We start from the raw sequence: 18341 nt of genomic DNA on the forward strand, positions 1-18341 counted from the left end.
AGGTATAGGTAAAGGTATAGGGTATGACCTATACCTTTATTTATTCCCACATAAGGGATGAAAGCTTAGGTATATATGTAAAATAGCTAAACGAATAATTTTTTGTATATTTTGTTGGAAATAGAGCATGATATTACCAAATTCAACGGAGGTGTTTAAAAAATGCAAATTCGCGAAAATAATAATTCAAACGAAATCTTAATAGCAGCTGCAGCAAGTGCAATTGAACAAATGAAATATGAAATTGCTCAGGAGTTTGGTGTTACACTTGGACCGGATTCAACTGCACGAGCAAATGGTTCAGTAGGTGGAGAAATTACAAAACGTTTAGTTCGTATGGCGCAAGAGCAATTATCTGGTCAATATAAAATTCACTAAAACTAAAGGTATATCCCATTGAAGGGATATACCTTTTTAATTTGTTTTTAAAGAGGATCGTTACATTTTTTATTATTGGTTAAGTTTAGAAACAGCAAATTTAGCTGTAAAATTCATCTTCTTCATGTACGTAGAATTTACACCTGCTTGAAATTGTACAGAAATATTACCGTCTTTTTGCGCTTTAAATACGCGACCATATGGGGAATTAGCATTGAATGTGCCAATTACTTGATTATCCGCATCAAAGACCGTATAAGAAATTGGGAACCCTGAATTTTGTACAAAGACTGTAAGTTCTTCCCCTTTTTTAAGATTAAATGATTCTTTTTGAGACACTTCATAGGAACTCATAGAGTAGTATTTTGTGACTTCTTGAATTTCTAAATTCGTAGTAGCTGCACTCGCTTTTGATGCCTCTGCCCCTGGTAAGTTCATACCTGAAAATACTGCAATTCCTAGTGCCCCTGCTAAAATCAATTTTTTCATAATAGTATTTCCTCCTTTAATATATTGTGAGATTTGAAACGAAAGTGAAAATTTCAATCCCTGAAACCATTATAGTTACAATGAGAACTATTTTCAATGGGGGATGGTATGTAATTTTGCATACACTAAGTAGCGATATAAGGTAATCTATTCAAGTTTTGAAGTCTTCTTAACAGGAATGGAGAATGGAAGGGGAATTTAAAAAAATCATGAATGAGATTGTAAATGAACTTTATATCTTTTGTAGAAAAACTAGAAAGTGGGGACTTCATAATTTGAAAACAACAAGGTGGAGTTTTCTGAATGGAAATGAACAATCCTCTATTAAAAATATTTTTTAACACCAAATATATTAAATTAATCCTCATATAACATATTATTTTTCAGTAAATATTAAAAACTTTACGTGTATGTGAATTTTTAGTATTTTTATTTTTCTCAATTGTATAATTTTATTTTCGAATTATACTTAATCCGTAATACCAAATTTAGGAAAGGATCTTTGAGACAGGACATTTATCTTAAATTCTTATTTAGAGGAGTGATTTAAAAAATCAATGAAGGAAATGTATCTCTAGATTAATTAGGAAAAGAATTTGAAGTGTTATTATACTCATCCAAAAATATAATCAGCATTGTTTAAAATACGTGTACATTTAATAAATCCACTTTTGAAATTAGTGAGAAAGCGGATATTTCGTATGTAAGTAATAATGAATTTGAACGAAAGGACTGATTTATATGAACAAAAGAAAGAGTGATAGATTACAAAAAACTATAAAGGTGTTTGCGACATCCGCTATTTTAGCTACTACTTTATTTGCACCTATTATGACAAATAATTTAGCTGTACATGCTGAAACTGCACAAACTGCAACTCAACTTGAACAAAGAGAGTTTGATCTTCCAGGTACAGGCAGTTTTTCAGATGAAGCAAAAAGAGAAAAAAGAGGTGAACAAAAAAATTATATGCCAACAGGCATTTATGTGAAACCTAATGAACAGGTTACTATTACAGTATCAGGAACGCAAAAGATTAGAGCCATTATTGGGACACATCAATATGATAAAGAATGGGGAAAAGAAATTGATCTTTCTCCTGGGTCTAATACCATCTCTTCACCAAACGGCGGCGTATTAGGGTTAGATAATTTTCAAAACACAGGAACAGTTAAGGTGCAGGTAACGCAAGGCGGTAGTCCTATTCCTTTCTTTGTATTAGGGAAACACACAAAAGAAGACTGGATTGCCATGATGAGCAATTATCCAGATGCACATGCGGTACAATTGAAATCAGAACGAGCAGTACTAACTGTAACTCGTGATAGTGCCAATAAATATATTGTAAATCAAGATCCTGTGCCACTATTAAATAAATATGATGAAATGATTCGAGCGCAAGACAAGATATCGGGGCTATCTGAAATAGAACCTAATCCTTTACATCGTTCAACTCGTCGTATTTGGAACTTTGTAGAAAACCCTAATGCACAAAGCTGGGGCATGTATGCAAGTTGGGATGGGGCCGTCTTTACAACTGCTGGTGAAGCAATCAAAAGTACTTTAAATGTAAATGAGTTTGGATGGGGACAAATGCATGAAGCAGGACATGCAAGACAACAATATCCGTGGACGTGGAATGATTTAAGAGGTATGGGTGAAGTAACTGTTAATCTATATTCTCTAGCTGCATTCAAGAAAACATATCCAAATAAACCAACACGTTTAGATACAGAGGGAGATTATAATAGGGCTTTTGCTTATTTAAAACAAACGAATAAAGAATATAAAAATATTGATGACCTGTTTGTAAAACTTGTTATGCTTTGGCAGCTTCATTTGGCATATGGGGATGACTTTTATCCAAATCTTCACAAATTATATCGTGAGATACCAGAGGATCAACTTCCAAAAACAGACGAAGATAAAATACAAGCTTTTATTTACAATACATCGAAAGTAGCAAAACAAAATGTACTACCATTTTTTGATCAATGGGGATTGAAAGCGACACAAGAAACGAGACAAAAAGTAGAAGCTTTAAATAACCCGACATTAATTGCACCTATATGGGAAGCAACGGATGCTAAACCTGTTAAACCACTTGCTGTATTATCTAAAAAAATAATGAAGGCAAGTGCAAATAGTGAGGAATCAACGGGTTCAGCTAGTAAGGCGATAGATGGAAAAACAGATACATTTTGGCATAGTAGTTGGACACCAAATCAATATCCATACAATTTAACACTGGAACTTGGCGATACACGTACCATTTCACAATTGGCATATCTTCCAAGGCAAGATGGGTCAGAAAATGGCCGTATTTTAACTTACAATATTTATACGAGTGTAGATGGTGTTAAGTATGACAAAATATCATCAGGAACGTGGGAAAATAATAGTAATAAGAAAAATGCAACATTTGATCCTGTTACTGCAAAATATGTAAAATTAGAAGTAACAAATGGACAGAATGGATTTGCTTCAGCAGCTGAAGTAGATATTCTAACTGATTCTCCATCTGTTAAACCATACGTATTGCCTAAAAATACAATGAAAGCAAGTGCAAATAGTGAGGAAGCAAGTGGTTCAGCTAGTAAAGCAATTGATGGGAAAACAGATACATTTTGGCATAGCAGTTGGACACCAAATCAATATCCATACAATTTAACATTGGAACTTGACAAAAATCAAACAATTTCAAAAGTGGATTATCTTCCAAGACAAGATGGATCGGAGAACGGCCGTATTTTAGGGTACAGTATTTATACAAGTGTAGATGGTATTAAATATGAAAAAGCATCATCAGGAACATGGGGAAATAATAGTGATAAGAAAACGACAACATTTAACCCAGTTACTGCAAAGTATGTAAAAATAGAAGTAACGAATGGACAGAATGGATTTGCTTCAGCAGCTGAAGTAGACATTTGGGGATATTAATCGTTTACACAAATGGTTGGGGATTATAGCACGTCGCTATTAACCTAAAAAGTTTATCCATAAAACAAAAAACGCTATTCTTTTTGTAGAAATATACAGAAAGGATGGCGTTTTGTATGAATTCATCAATTCAGGATGAGTTTCATTTGTTCACTAAAGAACTACAGCCATACCCATCTTCAAATACTTGAATAAGAGATAGATTTGGTAAACCGTAAAAGTTAGTATGGCGCACGAGATTTGACGTTTTTATGTATCTGGACTCGTCGAGAAGGAACAAGCGATTCTGTTACTTAATTATTTAGTCAGCTTTATGCAAATACAGCTACACATATGAGTTCAGAAGAAGTTAATCAATGTTTGAACCGATATTCGAATTTATTTCTACAGTTTGTATTACATATAAATATTGTAATTTAAAAAAACAATTATGAAAAAGTAAAACATGTTCTTGTCTTTTTACATCTTTTGATCGTATTCCATGTGCATCAAGTGAATATATTGTTAATTTTATCTGTATTCATTTTTTATTATGAAACATTTTAAGGTTGATAAAGTTTCATAATATGGGATTATTAAACAAAAATTATAAATTATGTGTTATGATAAAAAGGCAATAAAGTACATCATCCTGACTTTATTGTGTATGTTTATCCTATGTATGTCGTTTGTATTAAAAATAAGAAGTCTCTTAAAAAGAGACTTCTTATTTTTTGTATGGAGGGGTTATTACAGATGATGGATTACTACCAAATATTTTTAATTTCAATGGCAGTTATTTCCTTGTTTTTTTATATACAACATGCTGGTAAACCAACGAAAAGAAACAAATGGAAGTTTTTAATTATAGTATTTTTATTTTATCTTTTGAATTATTTATTTCTTAAATTTTTATAAATAAATGTAGGAGGGGATACGTATTGAATTCTAAAATATAAGAAAAAGGAAGGTATAAGCCTTCCTTTCATCATCCAGTATGTCCATGTGAATATTTAATAACATTTATGGTACTTTGAGAGCCTGTTGAAGAATTTGATCCAAAAGTTACTGTTACAACAATTAAGATACCCAGTAAGCTAACCGCTAATTTTTTCATTTTAATGCTCCTTTTTTAAAGTTTTTTTCACTGGCTTTACTAGCTTCATAAAAGTAATAGCTGGCTTTTTTATGATTATTTTCTTTGTAAAATTGGGTTGCTAACTTTTCAGTATATTCATTTATGTACTCATATAGTTCTTCTCGTTCAAAATAAGAAATTCCTTCTAAAACAGCTTTTTCTAAATCATTAGCACAGCTATGTAGATTTATTTTTTCTAAAATATTAAAGTGATGAATATAACCTTCAATTCCCAATTGAGTAGAGAGTTGGAGGCCCTTTTTTATTAATTCTTGAGCAATTTCATGTTCTCCTAATTTATAATGCTCTCTAGCTTCAATGAATACAGCTTTATAATCGCTAGGTAACTTCTGATTAACTTCAGATAAATATCGTAATGCTACTTCAGATAGATTCTGTGTAGCGTACATAAACCCTAGATTGTGACGAACAATTAAAATATTGTATTCTAAATTTTCTTTTTGGAATGTATCCATAGCAGAGATAAAGTGTTCCTCAGCTAATTCCCATTCCTTTAAATGAGTGCATGCTAATCCATATAAGTTATTACAGAAGGCAACTTTTAATTCATATCCAGGATGCTTTGAAAATATATCTTTAGCCTTCATTACATGATTAATACATAAAATTGATCTATGTGTATGACAATAGAAAATGGCTAACTCATAATGGAATTCAGCATGTTCAATCTCATCAGGAATTGTTTCTAATAAGTATTCAGCTTTATCGTAATGTATTTTTGCAAGGCTATGATTGCCGGTAACATTGGAATGAATGGCTTTAAAGAAGTGATAATAGTATGAAAGGAAATCGTCTGTAGGAGTTTTGTAAGCATCACTTTGTTTAAAGCTATCTTTAGAAATACTTAAGCTATCAATTAAATATTGATGTCTAAAATCTAGTAGTGAGTAGTATAATAATATAGTTTGATTTTCCTCTATGTTATGAATTTTGTTTTCAATTTCTTGTTTAAGTAATTGAGCGGCGTCTACATGCCTAGCTCTAATTTCTTGATACCATTCATTTAATAAATGAGTTATTTGCTTGTTCCCCTGTATATGAACATTCATTGTTCAATTTCATCCTCTCCAAAGATATTATTCAGCAATTAGTATCATATCAGAAACCTCCTCTATCAAAATCTATTTAATAGCATTTATCAATATAAGACGTAATATTCTGTTAATTTATATTTATTGAGATTCAAGTAGTATGTATTATTATAATTTCTGTAAAAATAACCTTTTTTTGATTTGAAAATTTGATCAAAATATATTTTCTTAACAGGCAAAAAGGGAATAATATCTAAGTAATTATGTATAGAGATAATAGGAAAATAGAAATAAATAATAAAGGGGAATTTGAAATGTTAGAGTTAAAAGAAAAGTAAGAGAGAAAAGAAATCTTGGAAGAAGATGTAGAGGTATTAAAGGCGAAGGTACATCCAGTACGGCTACAAATTGTAAATGAGTTAATGTACCATAAGACATGTAATGTTACACAGTTAATAGAGATTTTAAATCTTCCGCAATCTACGGTCTCACAACATTTATCAAAATTGAGAGGAACCGTACTTCGTGCAGAAAGAAAAGGGTTAGAAATGCATTATTATATTGAGAATTCCAAAGCCCGTCAAATCGCCAGAGTTTTAAATATGTAGAGTGGAAATAACATCAAAATCTCCTGTATTAAAGCAGGTTTTTTTGTTTTTATTAAACTGTAAATATTTATATTAGAGTAAAAACTATTTTCTTATTATAGGAATGAGATAGGAATATCAAATAGGTTTTAAATAGTAAAAATATAGAAAAATAAAGAAAAATATGTTAATGTAATAAGCGCAATATGAGATTATTCGAAAAGGAGTGAAGAGAGTATATGTTAAAAAGGGGTGTAATGTTATTATTCTTTATTCTATCTATCTCGACATTTAGTATGGTAACTCACGCTGCTAACAGTTCTGAGTACGTGAATCAATCATTCTATGGGTATAAAGAACCGTCATTTACTTCAGCTAAAACAAATGGTGGATCAGGGTATGGTGCTCAAAATGTAGGAGTTATGGAAAAAAGAGATAATGGTTGGTGGAAGATTGAAACATGGGAAGGTCCAGTTTGGATTAACTTGAATGGGGAAGAACGTGTCATGGGAGATTTCTATGCATATGATGAACCTTCTCTCTCATCAAAGGTTGCGAATGCTGGAGCGAAGTATGGGCGACAAACATTTAGAATAGTAGATGGAACAATAGATGGTTGGCTAAAAATTAAGACGTGGGAAGGCGACAAGTGGATGAATCCTACGGCTGAACAAATTACTGTCAACAAAACGATTTATGCGTATAATGAGCCTTCATTTAATGCAACAAAAGCAAATTATGGAGCACCATTTAACCCGCAAAATTGGGGAGTAGTAGAAAAAAAAGAAAATGGCTGGATGAAGGTAAGTACTTATGAAGGTTATAAGTGGATCAATCCAAATGGAGAAGAAAGATTCATAAACAAATCATTCTATGCGTATAACGAAGCTTCATTTAATGCAGCAAAAGCAAACGCTGGAGCATTATATAGTCCACAAAACTTTAGAGTTGTGGATGGGACACCTAATGGATGGTTAAAGGTTAAAACATGGGAAGGCGAGAAATGGATGAATCTAGATGGAGAAGAAAGGTTTATAGAAAAACCATTCTATGCGTATAACGAGCCTTCATTTAGTTCAGGAAAAGCAAACGCTGGAGCATTATATAATCCACAGAATTTTAGAATAATAGATGGGACAACTAGTGGCTGGTTAAAGATTAAAACATGGGAAGGCGACAAGTGGGTTAATTTAAGTGCGGAAGCTACAGGTATAGAATTCTACGTGGAAGCTACTGCATACAGTGTAGAAGGTAGTCCACCACATGAAAGAATTACAGCGTTTGGAATAGATATAGGAAAAAATCCTAACATTAAGTTAATTGCAGTTGATCCTAAAGTCATTAAACTGGGAACGAAGGTTCGTGTTGAAGGATACGGTGAAGCAATTGCTGGAGATACAGGTGGGGCTATAAAAGGCAATAAAATTGATGTTCTGTTTCCTACAGAAAAGCAAGCACGTGAATGGGGGCGTAAAAAAGTGAAAATTGAAATAATTAAATAGGATATATCTATTCTTAGCTTTGAAAATTATATGTTAGATAAAATATAAGGGAGGATATTTTTATGTTTAGGAAAAGTATAGGAATCTTATTGTTTTTTATTCTATCTATCTCGACATTTAGTATGGTAGCTCACGCTGCTAATAGTTCTGAATACGTAAATCAATCATTCTATGGGTATAAAGAACCGTCATTTACTTCAGCTAAAACAAATGGTGGATCAGAGTACGGTGCTCAAAATGTAGGAGTCGTAGAAAAAAGAGATAATGGCTGGTGGAAGATTGAAACATGGGAAGGTCCAGTTTGGATTAACTTGAATGGGGAAGAACGTGTCATGGGAGATTTCTATGCATATGATGAACCTTCTCTCTCATCAAAGGTTGCGAATGCCGGAGCGAAGTACGGGCGACAAACATTTAGAATAGTAGATGGAACAATAGATGGTTGGCTAAAAATTAAGACGTGGGAAGGCGACAAGTGGATGAATCCTACGGCTGAACAAATTACTGTCAACAAAACGATTTATGCGTATAATGAGCCTTCATTTAATGCAACAAAAGCAAATTATGGAGCACCATTTAACCCGCAAAATTGGGGAGTAGTAGAAAAAAAAGAAAATGGCTGGATGAAGGTAAGTACTTATGAAGGTTATAAGTGGATCAATCCAAATGGAGAAGAAAGATTCATAAACAAATCATTCTATGCGTATAACGAAGCTTCATTTAATGCAACAAAAGCAAACGCTGGAGCATTATATAGTCCACAAAACTTTAGAGTTGTGGATGGGACACCTAATGGATGGTTAAAGGTTAAAACATGGGAAGGCGAGAAATGGATGAATCTAGATGGAGAAGAAAGGTTCATAGAAAAATCATTCTATGCGTATAACGAGCCTTCATTTAGTTCAGGAAAAGCAAACGCTGGAGCATTATATAGTCCACAGAATTTTAGAGTAATAGATGGGACACCTAGTGGCTGGTTGAAGATTAAAACATGGGAAGGCGACAAGTGGATGAACCTAAACCAAACAGACTCTGGTTCTTCTGGAGTAATTGATTTAGCTTTAAAACAACTTGGAAAGCCGTATATTGAAGCTGGGACAGGACCAAATGGTTTTGATTGTAGTGGCTTTATTTATTACGTGTTTAAAAATAATGGATATAACATTGTGAGAACAAGTGTTGCAGGATACTGGGGCATGGTTACTAAAATAAATGATCCTCAGCCAGGAGATTTAGTATTCTTACAGAATACATATAAAGTTGGTCCTTCTCATTTAGGAATATATTTAGGAAATGGTGAATATATTCATGCAGCGGATACGACAACAGGTGTAATTAAAAGTAAGATAAACAGTCCATACACTCAAAAGCATTTCTTGGGGTATGCTAGATTTTCAAAATAATTAAATTGGATTCAATGAAGAGACAGTTATCTAAGATAGCTGTCTTTTTATAGTTGGATAAATTAAAAGTATTGATGCTATAGGGCATTTATTTTTATTGCTATAACAGTATAGTTATATAAATTTAAAAATCAAGAGAATTCAAACCGAGAATAAGAAAGGGAAATGAAAGATAAAATTTACCAGTAAAAATATAGAAAAATAAAGAAAAATATGTTAATGTGGTAATCGAAATATAAATTTATTCGAAAGGAGAGAAAAGAATATATGCTAAAAAAGGGTGTAATGCTATTATTCTTTATTCTATCTATCTCGACATTTAGTATGGTAACTCACGCTGCTAATAGTTCTGAGTACGTGAATCAATCATTCTATGGGTATAAGGAACCATCTTTTAATTCAGCTAAAACAAATGGTGGATCAGAGTATGGTGCTCAAAATGTAGGAGTTATGGAAAAAAGAGATAATGGTTGGTGGAAGATTGAAACATGGGAAGGTCCAGTTTGGATTAACTTGAATGGGGAAGAACGTGTCATGGGAGATTTCTATGCATATGATGAACCTTCTTTCTCATCAAAGGTTGCGAATGCTGGAGCGAAGTACGGGCGACAAACATTTAGAATAGTAGATGGAACAATAGATGGTTGGCTGAAATTTAAGACGTGGGAAGGCGACAAGTGGATGAATCCTACGGCTGAACAAATTACTGTCAATAAAACAATCTATGCGTATAATGAGCCTTCATTTAATGCAAAGAAAGCAAATTATGGAGAACCATTTAACCCACAAAATTGGGGAGTAGTAGAAAAAAAAGAAAATGGCTGGATGAAGGTAACTACTTATGAAGGTTATAAGTGGATCAATCCAGATGGAGAAGAAAGGTTCATAAACAAATCATTCTATGCGTATAATGAAGCTTCATTTAATGCAGCAAAAGCAAACGCTGGAGCATTATATAGTCCACAAAATTTTAGAGTTGTGGATGGGACACCTAATGGATGGTTAAAGGTTAAAACATGGGAAGGCGAGAAATGGCTGAATCTAGATGGAGAAGAAAGATTCATAAATAAATCATTCTATGCGTATAACGAGCCTTCATTTAGTTCAGGCAAAGCAAACGCTGGAGCATTATATAGTCCGCAGAACTTTAGAATAATAGATGGGACAACTAGTGGTTGGTTAAAGATTAAAACGTGGGAAGGCGACAAGTGGATGAATCCGCATGAAACAGATTCGGGTTCTTCTAAATATCAAATGCCTATCAAAAATCCAAATGTTAGCTCATGGTATGGAAGTCGTTGGGGGACAGTGCATAAAGGTATTGATTTCTCAGCGGCAAAGGGTACACCAATAATGGCAGCTAAATCAGGAACAGTAGAATTTGCTGGTTTTGGTGTAAGAGGTCAAGGATTTGGTGGATATGGAAATGCAGTGGTTATTAGGCATGAAGACGGACTTTGGACATTATACGGTCATATGGACTCAATTTTAACTACTGTAGGGGCACATGTACAACAAGGCCAAGTAATAGGGAAAGTAGGTAGTACAGGCGATTCTACTGGAAACCATTTGCACTTCGAAATTAAGAATCAGTATATAGGTGGACAAGTAGATCCAAAACCATATTTACCATTTTAATCAACATTAAGTTTGAATAATTAATATACGATAAGAATAATATATTTATTGCATATTTAATAAAAGGACAGTTATCTAAGGATAGCTGTCCTTTTATAATTTATTAATGCTTTAAACTTTCATATTTTAGAGGAAGGAATTATCAGATGGAAACCAATAAAATACTTGTGTTAAGAATAATTTTATAAATTTTCTTGATAATAAAAACATTAGTATGTAATATATAGTTATATTGTTTGTATATTTGATTCCGTTTATTCCCACATCTTATGTGATGTGGTAGAGTTGTAGAAACAAGTTTTATTCTTGTTTTGATTATGAAAGGGCTTCTTTGAGCCGATTAGTGTATAAAGCTTATTTTGCTATGCACAATTAATCGACTTAAAGAAGCCTTTTTTTGTTTAAGTGGATAAATGTAGTAGGTGTTGAGTTCCAGAGAAGGACGATTGTTTAGAAGGAATGAGTGATAAAGAAATAAAGGATAGAGAATCTAGATAAAAGAGTTATATGAAATCATAGTAAGGGAAATCTCGTATAGAAATTTCAAAAAACTGAAGTAATAAGTGCAGTTAAAGGATAAGGTCTCTAATTTTTAAAGGGACATAATAATGTATTTATAGAAGAGGAGAATGAAAATTGAAAACAACTAGAGAAAAGTACGCAATTAATGGAGAGTACACAATAGAACGTAAGCTTTTACATAATGAAATTATTGAATCATTTCTAAAAGGTCAATTACAGCAAGAGCAGGAACCTGAAGCTATATTACTTGGTGGTGGTTCTGCTGCTGGAAAAAGTTCAATTGGAGAGTTAGTAATTAAGGGGTATAAACTTCAGAAACAAAATATGATTTGGATAGATCCTGATAAGATTAAAGAAAAAATACCAGAGTATCAAGATGCAATGGAATCTGAAGATATTGAGTCAATAAAACAAGCAGCTTTTTTAGTTCATGATGAGAGTAGTGATATTACCATGAAACTATTAAAGATCTGCATGAAAAGAAAACTAAACTTTATGTATGATGGTACAATGAAAAATGAAGTGAAATACATAAAGTTAATTCAACAATTAAGACAAGCGGGTTTCAGCATTAAAGCAATCATTGTGGATGTCCCAATAAAAGTGGCCTTAGAACGATCTAATATACGTTTTAAAGTAACAGGAAGATTGGTTCCTGAACATATTATTGAAGATAGTCATATGAGAGTAGCTACTACATTTTCTAAAATTAAAGATTTAATAGATTGCTATACTTTATATGATAATACAGGAAAGGAACCAGAAGTTTTTGCTTTTAAAGAATCAAAACGAGTAGAAGAAATTATTGTGGATGAATCTCGAAATGATCAGTTTTACGAGAAGTCAGTCCTTGTTTTTTAGTTAATTTATATCGTATAAATTAACTAAAGTAATTAATAGATTTAATCCTGACATTTTATTATATTATTGATATAATAAATACAGGAGGCGATATAAATGGAACTTAAAGACCTTATGAATTATATTGAAGAAAATAAAGAAGAACATTTTCATGATTTAATCGCTAAAAATGAACGGGAACTTGCAAAAAAAGAAGAAGAAGAGAAATAAAGAGTTTTAAATAGAAGAGTTGGCCTATCGGGTCAACTCTTTTGTTTTTATAAATGGTCATAAAGTTGAATTGCTCTATTGTTAAGTAAAAGGGATACAAGTACTTTTCTTTAGAGAAGGTTGTCTTTTATTTAAAATAAAACAGACAATTTGCTAATCATATGAGAGTTATTTAGTATTGTATTAAACAGAAAACAGCGTAATGAGTTAACGCTTTAGGAGAGAGTATATGAATCATTTTATCGTTATGCAGGGGCATACATATCAAGAGGAAAAAAAACTAGGAATTATTTGGTCACCCAAAAAAGATAAAGGCGGTAATGTACCCCATTCATGGAAAAGAATGATGGAAGTAAAAAAGGGAGATCAAGTCTTTCATTATGTAAAAGGAAACATTGTAGCAGTAAGTATTGCTGTAGAAGATTGTAAAGAATCGAGTAAACCATCGATTATGAAAAGCCATGATCAATGGAATAACGAAGGTTATTTGGTGTCTTTACAATATCATGAATTAGACAAATTAATAAATATTCGTGAGAATTTTGAAGTAATATCACAACTTTTGCCGATAAAATACTCACCTTTCCAATCAGATGCAAATGGAAATCAAGGTTATTTATACCCTTGTAATGAAGAACTAGCCCTTAAATTAATGGAACTAATTAGTGACTTAAATGTTTATAAAATAAATGATGAGCAATTAGAGTTAGCAGTGGATCCGGTAAGAAGGACAGAAAACAACACACTAATCCCGGTGATAGCAGAGACGGAATCCGAAACAAAGGCAAAAATCCGAATTGGACAACAAAAGTTTAGAGCAGAATTAATGGAGCTTTGGAACGGGAAATGTGCATTATGCGGAATAGATTTACCAGAATTGTTAAGAGCGAGTCATTCAAAGCCATGGAAAGATAGTACAAGTATGGAACGTTTAGATCCGTATAACGGTGTACTACTGTGCTGTAATCATGATGCTCTTTACGATAAAGGATTTATCACATTTGATGGACAGGGGCAAGTGCATATTTCTCCATTAATTGTAGAAGCTGATTATTTGATGTTTGGATTAATACCAAAAGTTAAGATAGCAATTTATCCAGAGAATAAAACATACTATAAGTGGCATAAGAGAAATATTTTTAAAGTAAAATAGTATAATTTACAATTTTAAGGACAGGAAGAACATAAGAGAGAAAAATTAGGTTAACCAGTAAAGGGGAATGCTACATGTATAACTGCAAACAATGTGGGACAGAGATGATTATGCAATTACAAGATAGATACAGAGAATATTGTCCCAAATGTGAAGAGCTTAAACCAAATAACTTGGTATACTATAATCTACACGAATTATTAGATTATATGGAAGCTAATTGCTACATGAGTAAGGAAAACATACTACATAATTTTATAAAATGGGAGTTTGATTTAACGAAAGGAAATATATTTAAGTTATATTTGGACGTAGATAGATATGATCAGGCCGATGATAAGGATTTTACAAAACAATTAGAGGGCTATATGAAAGGGATTCGATTAAAATTAAATGTTAAATATGAAGATGATTATATCTGGGTTAAGGTTAATTAGATGGAGTTCTAGATGTCATGAGTTTTGTTTTAAAGAGATCGTAAGTAATTGAGAGAAGATCAATAGTGATGGAAGATTTGCAAAAGGCAGTAATAAAATTTCGAGATGAGAGAAATTGGAGTCAGTTTCATAATGCGAAGGATCTAGCAATTTCCTTAAATTTAGAAGCATCAGAGTTGCTTGAGACTTTTCAATGGAAGTCCAGTGAAGAAGCAATAGAAACGAAAATGCAGGAAATGAAAGAAGAAGTGGCCGATGTAATGATTTATTTACTTATGCTAAGTGATAAATTAACTATTGATTTACAAGAAGTAGTACATGCTAAGTTAGTAAAGAATGCAGAGAAATATCCTGTAGAAAAAGTATTTGGAAGTAATAAAAAATATAACGAACTGTAAAGCGACAATCGTTTTACAGTTTTTTGAAATGGTCTACGCAAAAGGATAAGAATCTATTTGATATAAAAGATCCTATTACAACAGAAATGGACTGCGAATGCTTAGTCATTCAAGAATCCCATCCGTTACACCGTAAGGTATAGGACTTGCGGTTTTAGCCGTGGGAGTGTCAAACAGGTGAAGAAAATGGAGACTATGATTTGAATAAAGCAAACATCATTGTAAATTCCAAAGAGTATAAAGATCGAAACGCCCTTCCGATTAAAGGAACGGATTTAAATAATGAAGAGTGAACATCCTATATTAAACAAATTTATTTATTACGTATTAATATCACGAGGAATAAATGGATGTTATGTCTATGCAGTAAATCAAAATATGCAAAGGTATCTAAAGTGAATAGTAAAAGTAAGTCAATAATTATGAGAAGGGGTTACAGAATTTACGATACGGGAAAGTCCACGCAGGACTTTAGTCAGCAACAGGAAGCATAAATTTGCTGTATAAGGATTTAATTCTGTAAAGTTTTTGCAAGAAGTTTAAACTAGAATGAAAATTATTAAACCAATATAATCTCATATTAATTTAAATTAAAAAAACGCTATTCTTCTTGTAGAAATATACAGAAAGAATAGCGTTTTTATGAATTTTTTAATTCAAGGTGAAATATAATTTTTACTTTGAAAATTCCTTATATTGCTGTTCAAATCATAATCTGTTTAAAAGAAATTTTTTAATAGAAAGGTAAATAAATTATGTAATGCATGGATTAAAAAAACAACCCAATAGGCGGAGGGGGCTTTGGATGTTTTTTCTTTCTTTTTTTGATAAATCCAATATGAATATCCTAGAATAACACCCATTAGGGCGCTATAAACTATATAGGAAAGCCCATATGAGTGAATAGTTCCAAAAATAATGGCTGAAAGAAAAATCGTTGGGATATTATCGTATTTACGCACAAATGGAATATCTTTTAAAATCCAAAACAAAAACATTTGATAAAGGGCTGTTTCTATTAGCGGGGCTACGACACAACCAGATATAACTTGCCGAATAAGAGAGATATCCTCAATCGGATTTCGTTGCGCGTCTTCTATTGGTATAAGAAAGGATAACAATGGTAGTACAAATGTAGCTATAGTCATAAGTATGATGAAATAAGGGAATCTTAAGTTATAAATAAAATGATGTAAACGTTTCTGCATGATCTACTCCTTTGGCATGTTGTGAAATTATAAATCCTGGTTAGGAACTATGTATTTTACTTTACTTTACTATACTATTAATCATAATGATGGGCAAACTTGGAAAATGTGTACTGAATATATTATTCTGAAAATATAATCTAAGATTAATATTTTGTAAAAAAACTATTGAAAACGTTTCCTTATAGGTGTACAATTAATATTGTAAGCTTACAATATATTTATATAATGATTTTTAAAAATGGAGGATGTTATGTATGAAAACTTTAAACAAAGAAAATAGTTTATTAAAAAATCTAGAAGAAATTGAATTAGAAGAAATTAATGGTGGAGGCTGGAGAGACCATCTAAGATGGGGCGCAGACTTTGGTAGAGGACTTGTATCTTTCCCTTATGGTTGCGGTATGGGCGACGCATATATTAAAGGTAGCACATACACTTCTAGTGGCGGTGGTTACTTAAAAGGATCATATGGTAGCCGTTAATAACTTTTATTAATAAATAATAGCTACAGGGTTAGTTTACAAAACTAACCCTGTAGCTATTACATTAAAGCAGGGATGATATATGACAAACTTTAATTATGTTTCAAAAGAATTAAGATATAATATAAATTTTTTTGAAGTAGCATGTAATAAATTATTAACAATGAATATTGATGATAATAGCTTATTAAAAAAGGTTAAGAAACGATTAGCAGTGTTAAACCACATTCATAAATATTCAGAAGAAGTTAACGAATTACTTTCTGAATTACATTCAGGCACAGTTGATGAGATAAATCATTTAAGTGATATACAATTTATAGAAATGCTAAAAAGCTTTCTAGTCACTAAAAGAATTAAGATTTCTGTAAATATCATGACTTTAAATGAAGAAAGATGTATTGAGAGATGTATTAGAAGTATTAAAAATTTTGCAGATGAGATTATTGTTTTAGACACTGGTTCTACTGATAAAACAATAGAAATCATACAAAAAAAATTCCCGGATGTAAAATTATATTGCACAGAGTGGAAAGATGATTTTTCGGAATGTAGAAATCAGTTAATAGATTATTCGACGGGCGATTGGATATTTCAGATTGATGCGGATGAGGATTTAGAAATCAACCAAGAGGATTTAAGGGATTTCTTAGAATTATTTTATGAATTTCCTAAGTCTCCAATGGTTATCTGTCCGAAAATTAAAAATCATGATAACCAAGAGTTGGATTTTAATAAAAGGATTTTTAAAAAGAATGATAATCTCAGATACTTTGGAATGATCCATGAAGATTTACGTTATAATATCCAGGAAAAAGGGGACGACTTAATCTATTTTACTACTGATTTTGTACTTAACCATGATGGGTACAAGCCAGAAATAATTGAATTAAAAAACAAATATAAAAGAAATCTAGATTTAGAAAATGAAATGGTACGCATTGAACCAGACAACATCAGATGGTTTTATTTCTTAGCCAGAGAAAGAAAATTAGCTGGTTATTCTGATGAAGCAGTAATTCATACACTCGTACAAGGAATAAAGAATAGTAAAAATGAGCAAAAAAATAATCATTTTTATTTATTATCTCTTTTAATGTTAGCAGATCTCTATCATAATAATCATAATTTTGAAGCGCTACATGGAATTGCTAATGAATTATCTAATGGATTCCCGTATTGTATTGATGGATTATACTATAATTTAATCAGTAGCTGGGAATACCAGTCATCTCAAATTTCACTTCTTACCGAGAAAAGTTTTCAACATATGAGAAAGGTCGAATCTCCTTATTCCATAATAAATTCTAATGGATATCATATCTTTTATCTATTAGGCATGTTGTATTTTAATGTGGGGAATTATGCAAAGGCTTTTCAAATGTTTTCTATAATAAAGGATGACATTATGCTAGATGAAATCAAATCAAACTTAAATGCTTTAAAAGATAATATTGAAAATTTTTTAAGTAAATAAATAGTATATCCTAACTACTGTAAATACTTTTATTTTGAGTTAGGATTTATGGCTAAGAGAGATAGATCCTAACTCAAAATAAAATTGTAAGGAGTTTTTGGAATGCAAAAGTCATTAGGAAAAATAAAGGAACAATTGGATTCTACTGAAAACATATTGTGTACATTACAATGTTCATTCGACCAATATGTCAACCGAAATTGTGCTCGTCCCGGCATATTAGTTGCCACTGAGCAAAGAATGATTTTTTACGGAACACCTTTTATGAATTTTAAAAACGAAATAGTTGAAGAATTCCTTTATGAAGGGATCTCTTCATTCACATTGAAAAAGAATATTTTCGGAATTCGAATCCGAATGCAGTACAATGATGAATTCTTGAAATTTAATAAAATTACGAATGCAGATGCTACTACATTTGTAGAAACAGTAAATACCCTACGTAAAAAGTAATAGCAAATTTCGTATCTGCCACTTTGAT

At 31.8% G+C, this 18341-nt stretch carries 17 protein-coding genes and 1 pseudogene; 14 read left to right on the forward strand and 4 right to left on the reverse strand.

Translation table 11 applies throughout. The annotated features are described in order from the left end of the window. The first annotated feature begins 162 nt into the window (after window positions 1-162). Window positions 163-378, forward strand: coding sequence for an alpha/beta-type small acid-soluble spore protein (locus tag ACTFRM_RS19435; protein ID WP_001167047.1), 216 nt, complete (start codon window positions 163-165; stop codon window positions 376-378). Between the two features lie 72 nt (window positions 379-450). Here ACTFRM_RS19435 and ACTFRM_RS19440 read toward each other — a convergent pair whose 3' ends face one another. Beyond that, a complete protein-coding gene (locus ACTFRM_RS19440) occupies window positions 451-867 on the reverse strand; it encodes a hypothetical protein (RefSeq protein WP_000733523.1) in 417 nt (138 codons plus the stop codon). Window positions 868-1608: 741 nt separating this feature from the next. Between ACTFRM_RS19440 and ACTFRM_RS19445 the strand changes: the two genes are divergently transcribed. Then, the gene (locus tag ACTFRM_RS19445) at window positions 1609-3810 is read left to right on the forward strand and encodes a M60 family metallopeptidase (protein ID WP_440043500.1); all 2202 of its coding nucleotides are present in this window, start codon (window positions 1609-1611) and stop codon (window positions 3808-3810) included. A gap of 967 nt (window positions 3811-4777) precedes the next feature. On the opposite strand, the gene ACTFRM_RS19450 is transcribed toward ACTFRM_RS19445, so the two are convergent. Next, complete coding sequence (locus ACTFRM_RS19450) at window positions 4778-4906, reverse strand: hypothetical protein (RefSeq protein WP_000732002.1); 129 nt, start codon at window positions 4904-4906, stop codon at window positions 4778-4780. Next, window positions 4903-5997: a Rap family tetratricopeptide repeat protein gene (locus ACTFRM_RS19455; protein ID WP_001100607.1), complete on the reverse strand. Its 1095-nt coding sequence runs from the start codon at window positions 5995-5997 to the stop codon at window positions 4903-4905. The genes ACTFRM_RS19450 and ACTFRM_RS19455 overlap by 4 nt, the downstream gene beginning before the upstream one ends. A gap of 335 nt (window positions 5998-6332) precedes the next feature. Here ACTFRM_RS19455 and ACTFRM_RS19460 point away from each other — a divergent pair, with 335 nt between their 5' ends. From ACTFRM_RS19460 to ACTFRM_RS19500, 9 genes and pseudogenes are all read left to right on the forward strand, one after another. Continuing rightward, complete coding sequence (locus tag ACTFRM_RS19460; protein WP_000390683.1) at window positions 6333-6587, forward strand: ArsR/SmtB family transcription factor; 255 nt, start codon at window positions 6333-6335, stop codon at window positions 6585-6587. Window positions 6588-6805: 218 nt separating this feature from the next. Then, window positions 6806-8068: a 3D domain-containing protein gene (locus ACTFRM_RS19465; RefSeq protein ID WP_322372706.1), complete on the forward strand. Its 1263-nt coding sequence runs from the start codon at window positions 6806-6808 to the stop codon at window positions 8066-8068. A 62-nt stretch (window positions 8069-8130) separates the two neighbouring features. Continuing rightward, on the forward strand, window positions 8131-9471 hold the full coding sequence (locus ACTFRM_RS19470) for a C40 family peptidase (RefSeq protein WP_440043502.1): 1341 nt from the start codon (window positions 8131-8133) through the stop codon (window positions 9469-9471). 267 nt (window positions 9472-9738) lie between these two features. Then, complete coding sequence (locus ACTFRM_RS19475; protein ID WP_088322599.1) at window positions 9739-11109, forward strand: M23 family metallopeptidase; 1371 nt, start codon at window positions 9739-9741, stop codon at window positions 11107-11109. 636 nt (window positions 11110-11745) lie between these two features. Then, entirely contained in the window at window positions 11746-12492 is a 747-nt protein-coding gene (locus ACTFRM_RS19480; protein WP_000859041.1) for a zeta toxin family protein, read from the forward strand. Between the two features lie 439 nt (window positions 12493-12931). Continuing rightward, window positions 12932-13855, forward strand: a complete 924-nt coding sequence (locus ACTFRM_RS19485; protein ID WP_098348315.1) for an HNH endonuclease — start codon at window positions 12932-12934, stop codon at window positions 13853-13855. 74 nt (window positions 13856-13929) lie between these two features. Further along, window positions 13930-14292 (forward strand): hypothetical protein, encoded by a 363-nt coding sequence (locus tag ACTFRM_RS19490; protein ID WP_000282128.1) that lies wholly within the window; start codon window positions 13930-13932, stop codon window positions 14290-14292. A 68-nt stretch (window positions 14293-14360) separates the two neighbouring features. Further along, a complete protein-coding gene (locus ACTFRM_RS19495) occupies window positions 14361-14690 on the forward strand; it encodes a nucleotide pyrophosphohydrolase (protein ID WP_000389843.1) in 330 nt (109 codons plus the stop codon). A gap of 173 nt (window positions 14691-14863) precedes the next feature. Next, window positions 14864-15089 (forward strand): annotated as a pseudogene (locus ACTFRM_RS19500) (hypothetical protein); the annotation flags it as partial. 320 nt (window positions 15090-15409) lie between these two features. On the opposite strand, the gene ACTFRM_RS19505 reads toward ACTFRM_RS19500, so the two are convergent. Continuing rightward, the gene (locus ACTFRM_RS19505) at window positions 15410-15898 is read right to left on the reverse strand and encodes a CPBP family intramembrane glutamic endopeptidase (protein ID WP_001172082.1); all 489 of its coding nucleotides are present in this window, start codon (window positions 15896-15898) and stop codon (window positions 15410-15412) included. A gap of 257 nt (window positions 15899-16155) precedes the next feature. On the opposite strand from ACTFRM_RS19505, the gene ACTFRM_RS19510 reads away from it, so the two are divergent. From ACTFRM_RS19510 to ACTFRM_RS19520, 3 genes are all read left to right on the forward strand, one after another. Further along, entirely contained in the window at window positions 16156-16383 is a 228-nt protein-coding gene (locus tag ACTFRM_RS19510) for a hypothetical protein (RefSeq protein ID WP_000854592.1), read from the forward strand. A gap of 82 nt (window positions 16384-16465) precedes the next feature. Then, window positions 16466-17860, forward strand: coding sequence for a glycosyltransferase family 2 protein (locus ACTFRM_RS19515; protein WP_173601109.1), 1395 nt, complete (start codon window positions 16466-16468; stop codon window positions 17858-17860). Between the two features lie 102 nt (window positions 17861-17962). Next, a complete protein-coding gene (locus ACTFRM_RS19520; RefSeq protein WP_001172489.1) occupies window positions 17963-18313 on the forward strand; it encodes a PH domain-containing protein in 351 nt (116 codons plus the stop codon). The last annotated feature ends 28 nt before the right edge of the window (window positions 18314-18341 follow it).

The organism is Bacillus cereus group sp. MYBK227-1 (genome assembly GCF_051916325.1).
GTDB lineage: Bacteria > Bacillota > Bacilli > Bacillales > Bacillaceae_G > Bacillus_A > Bacillus_A cereus.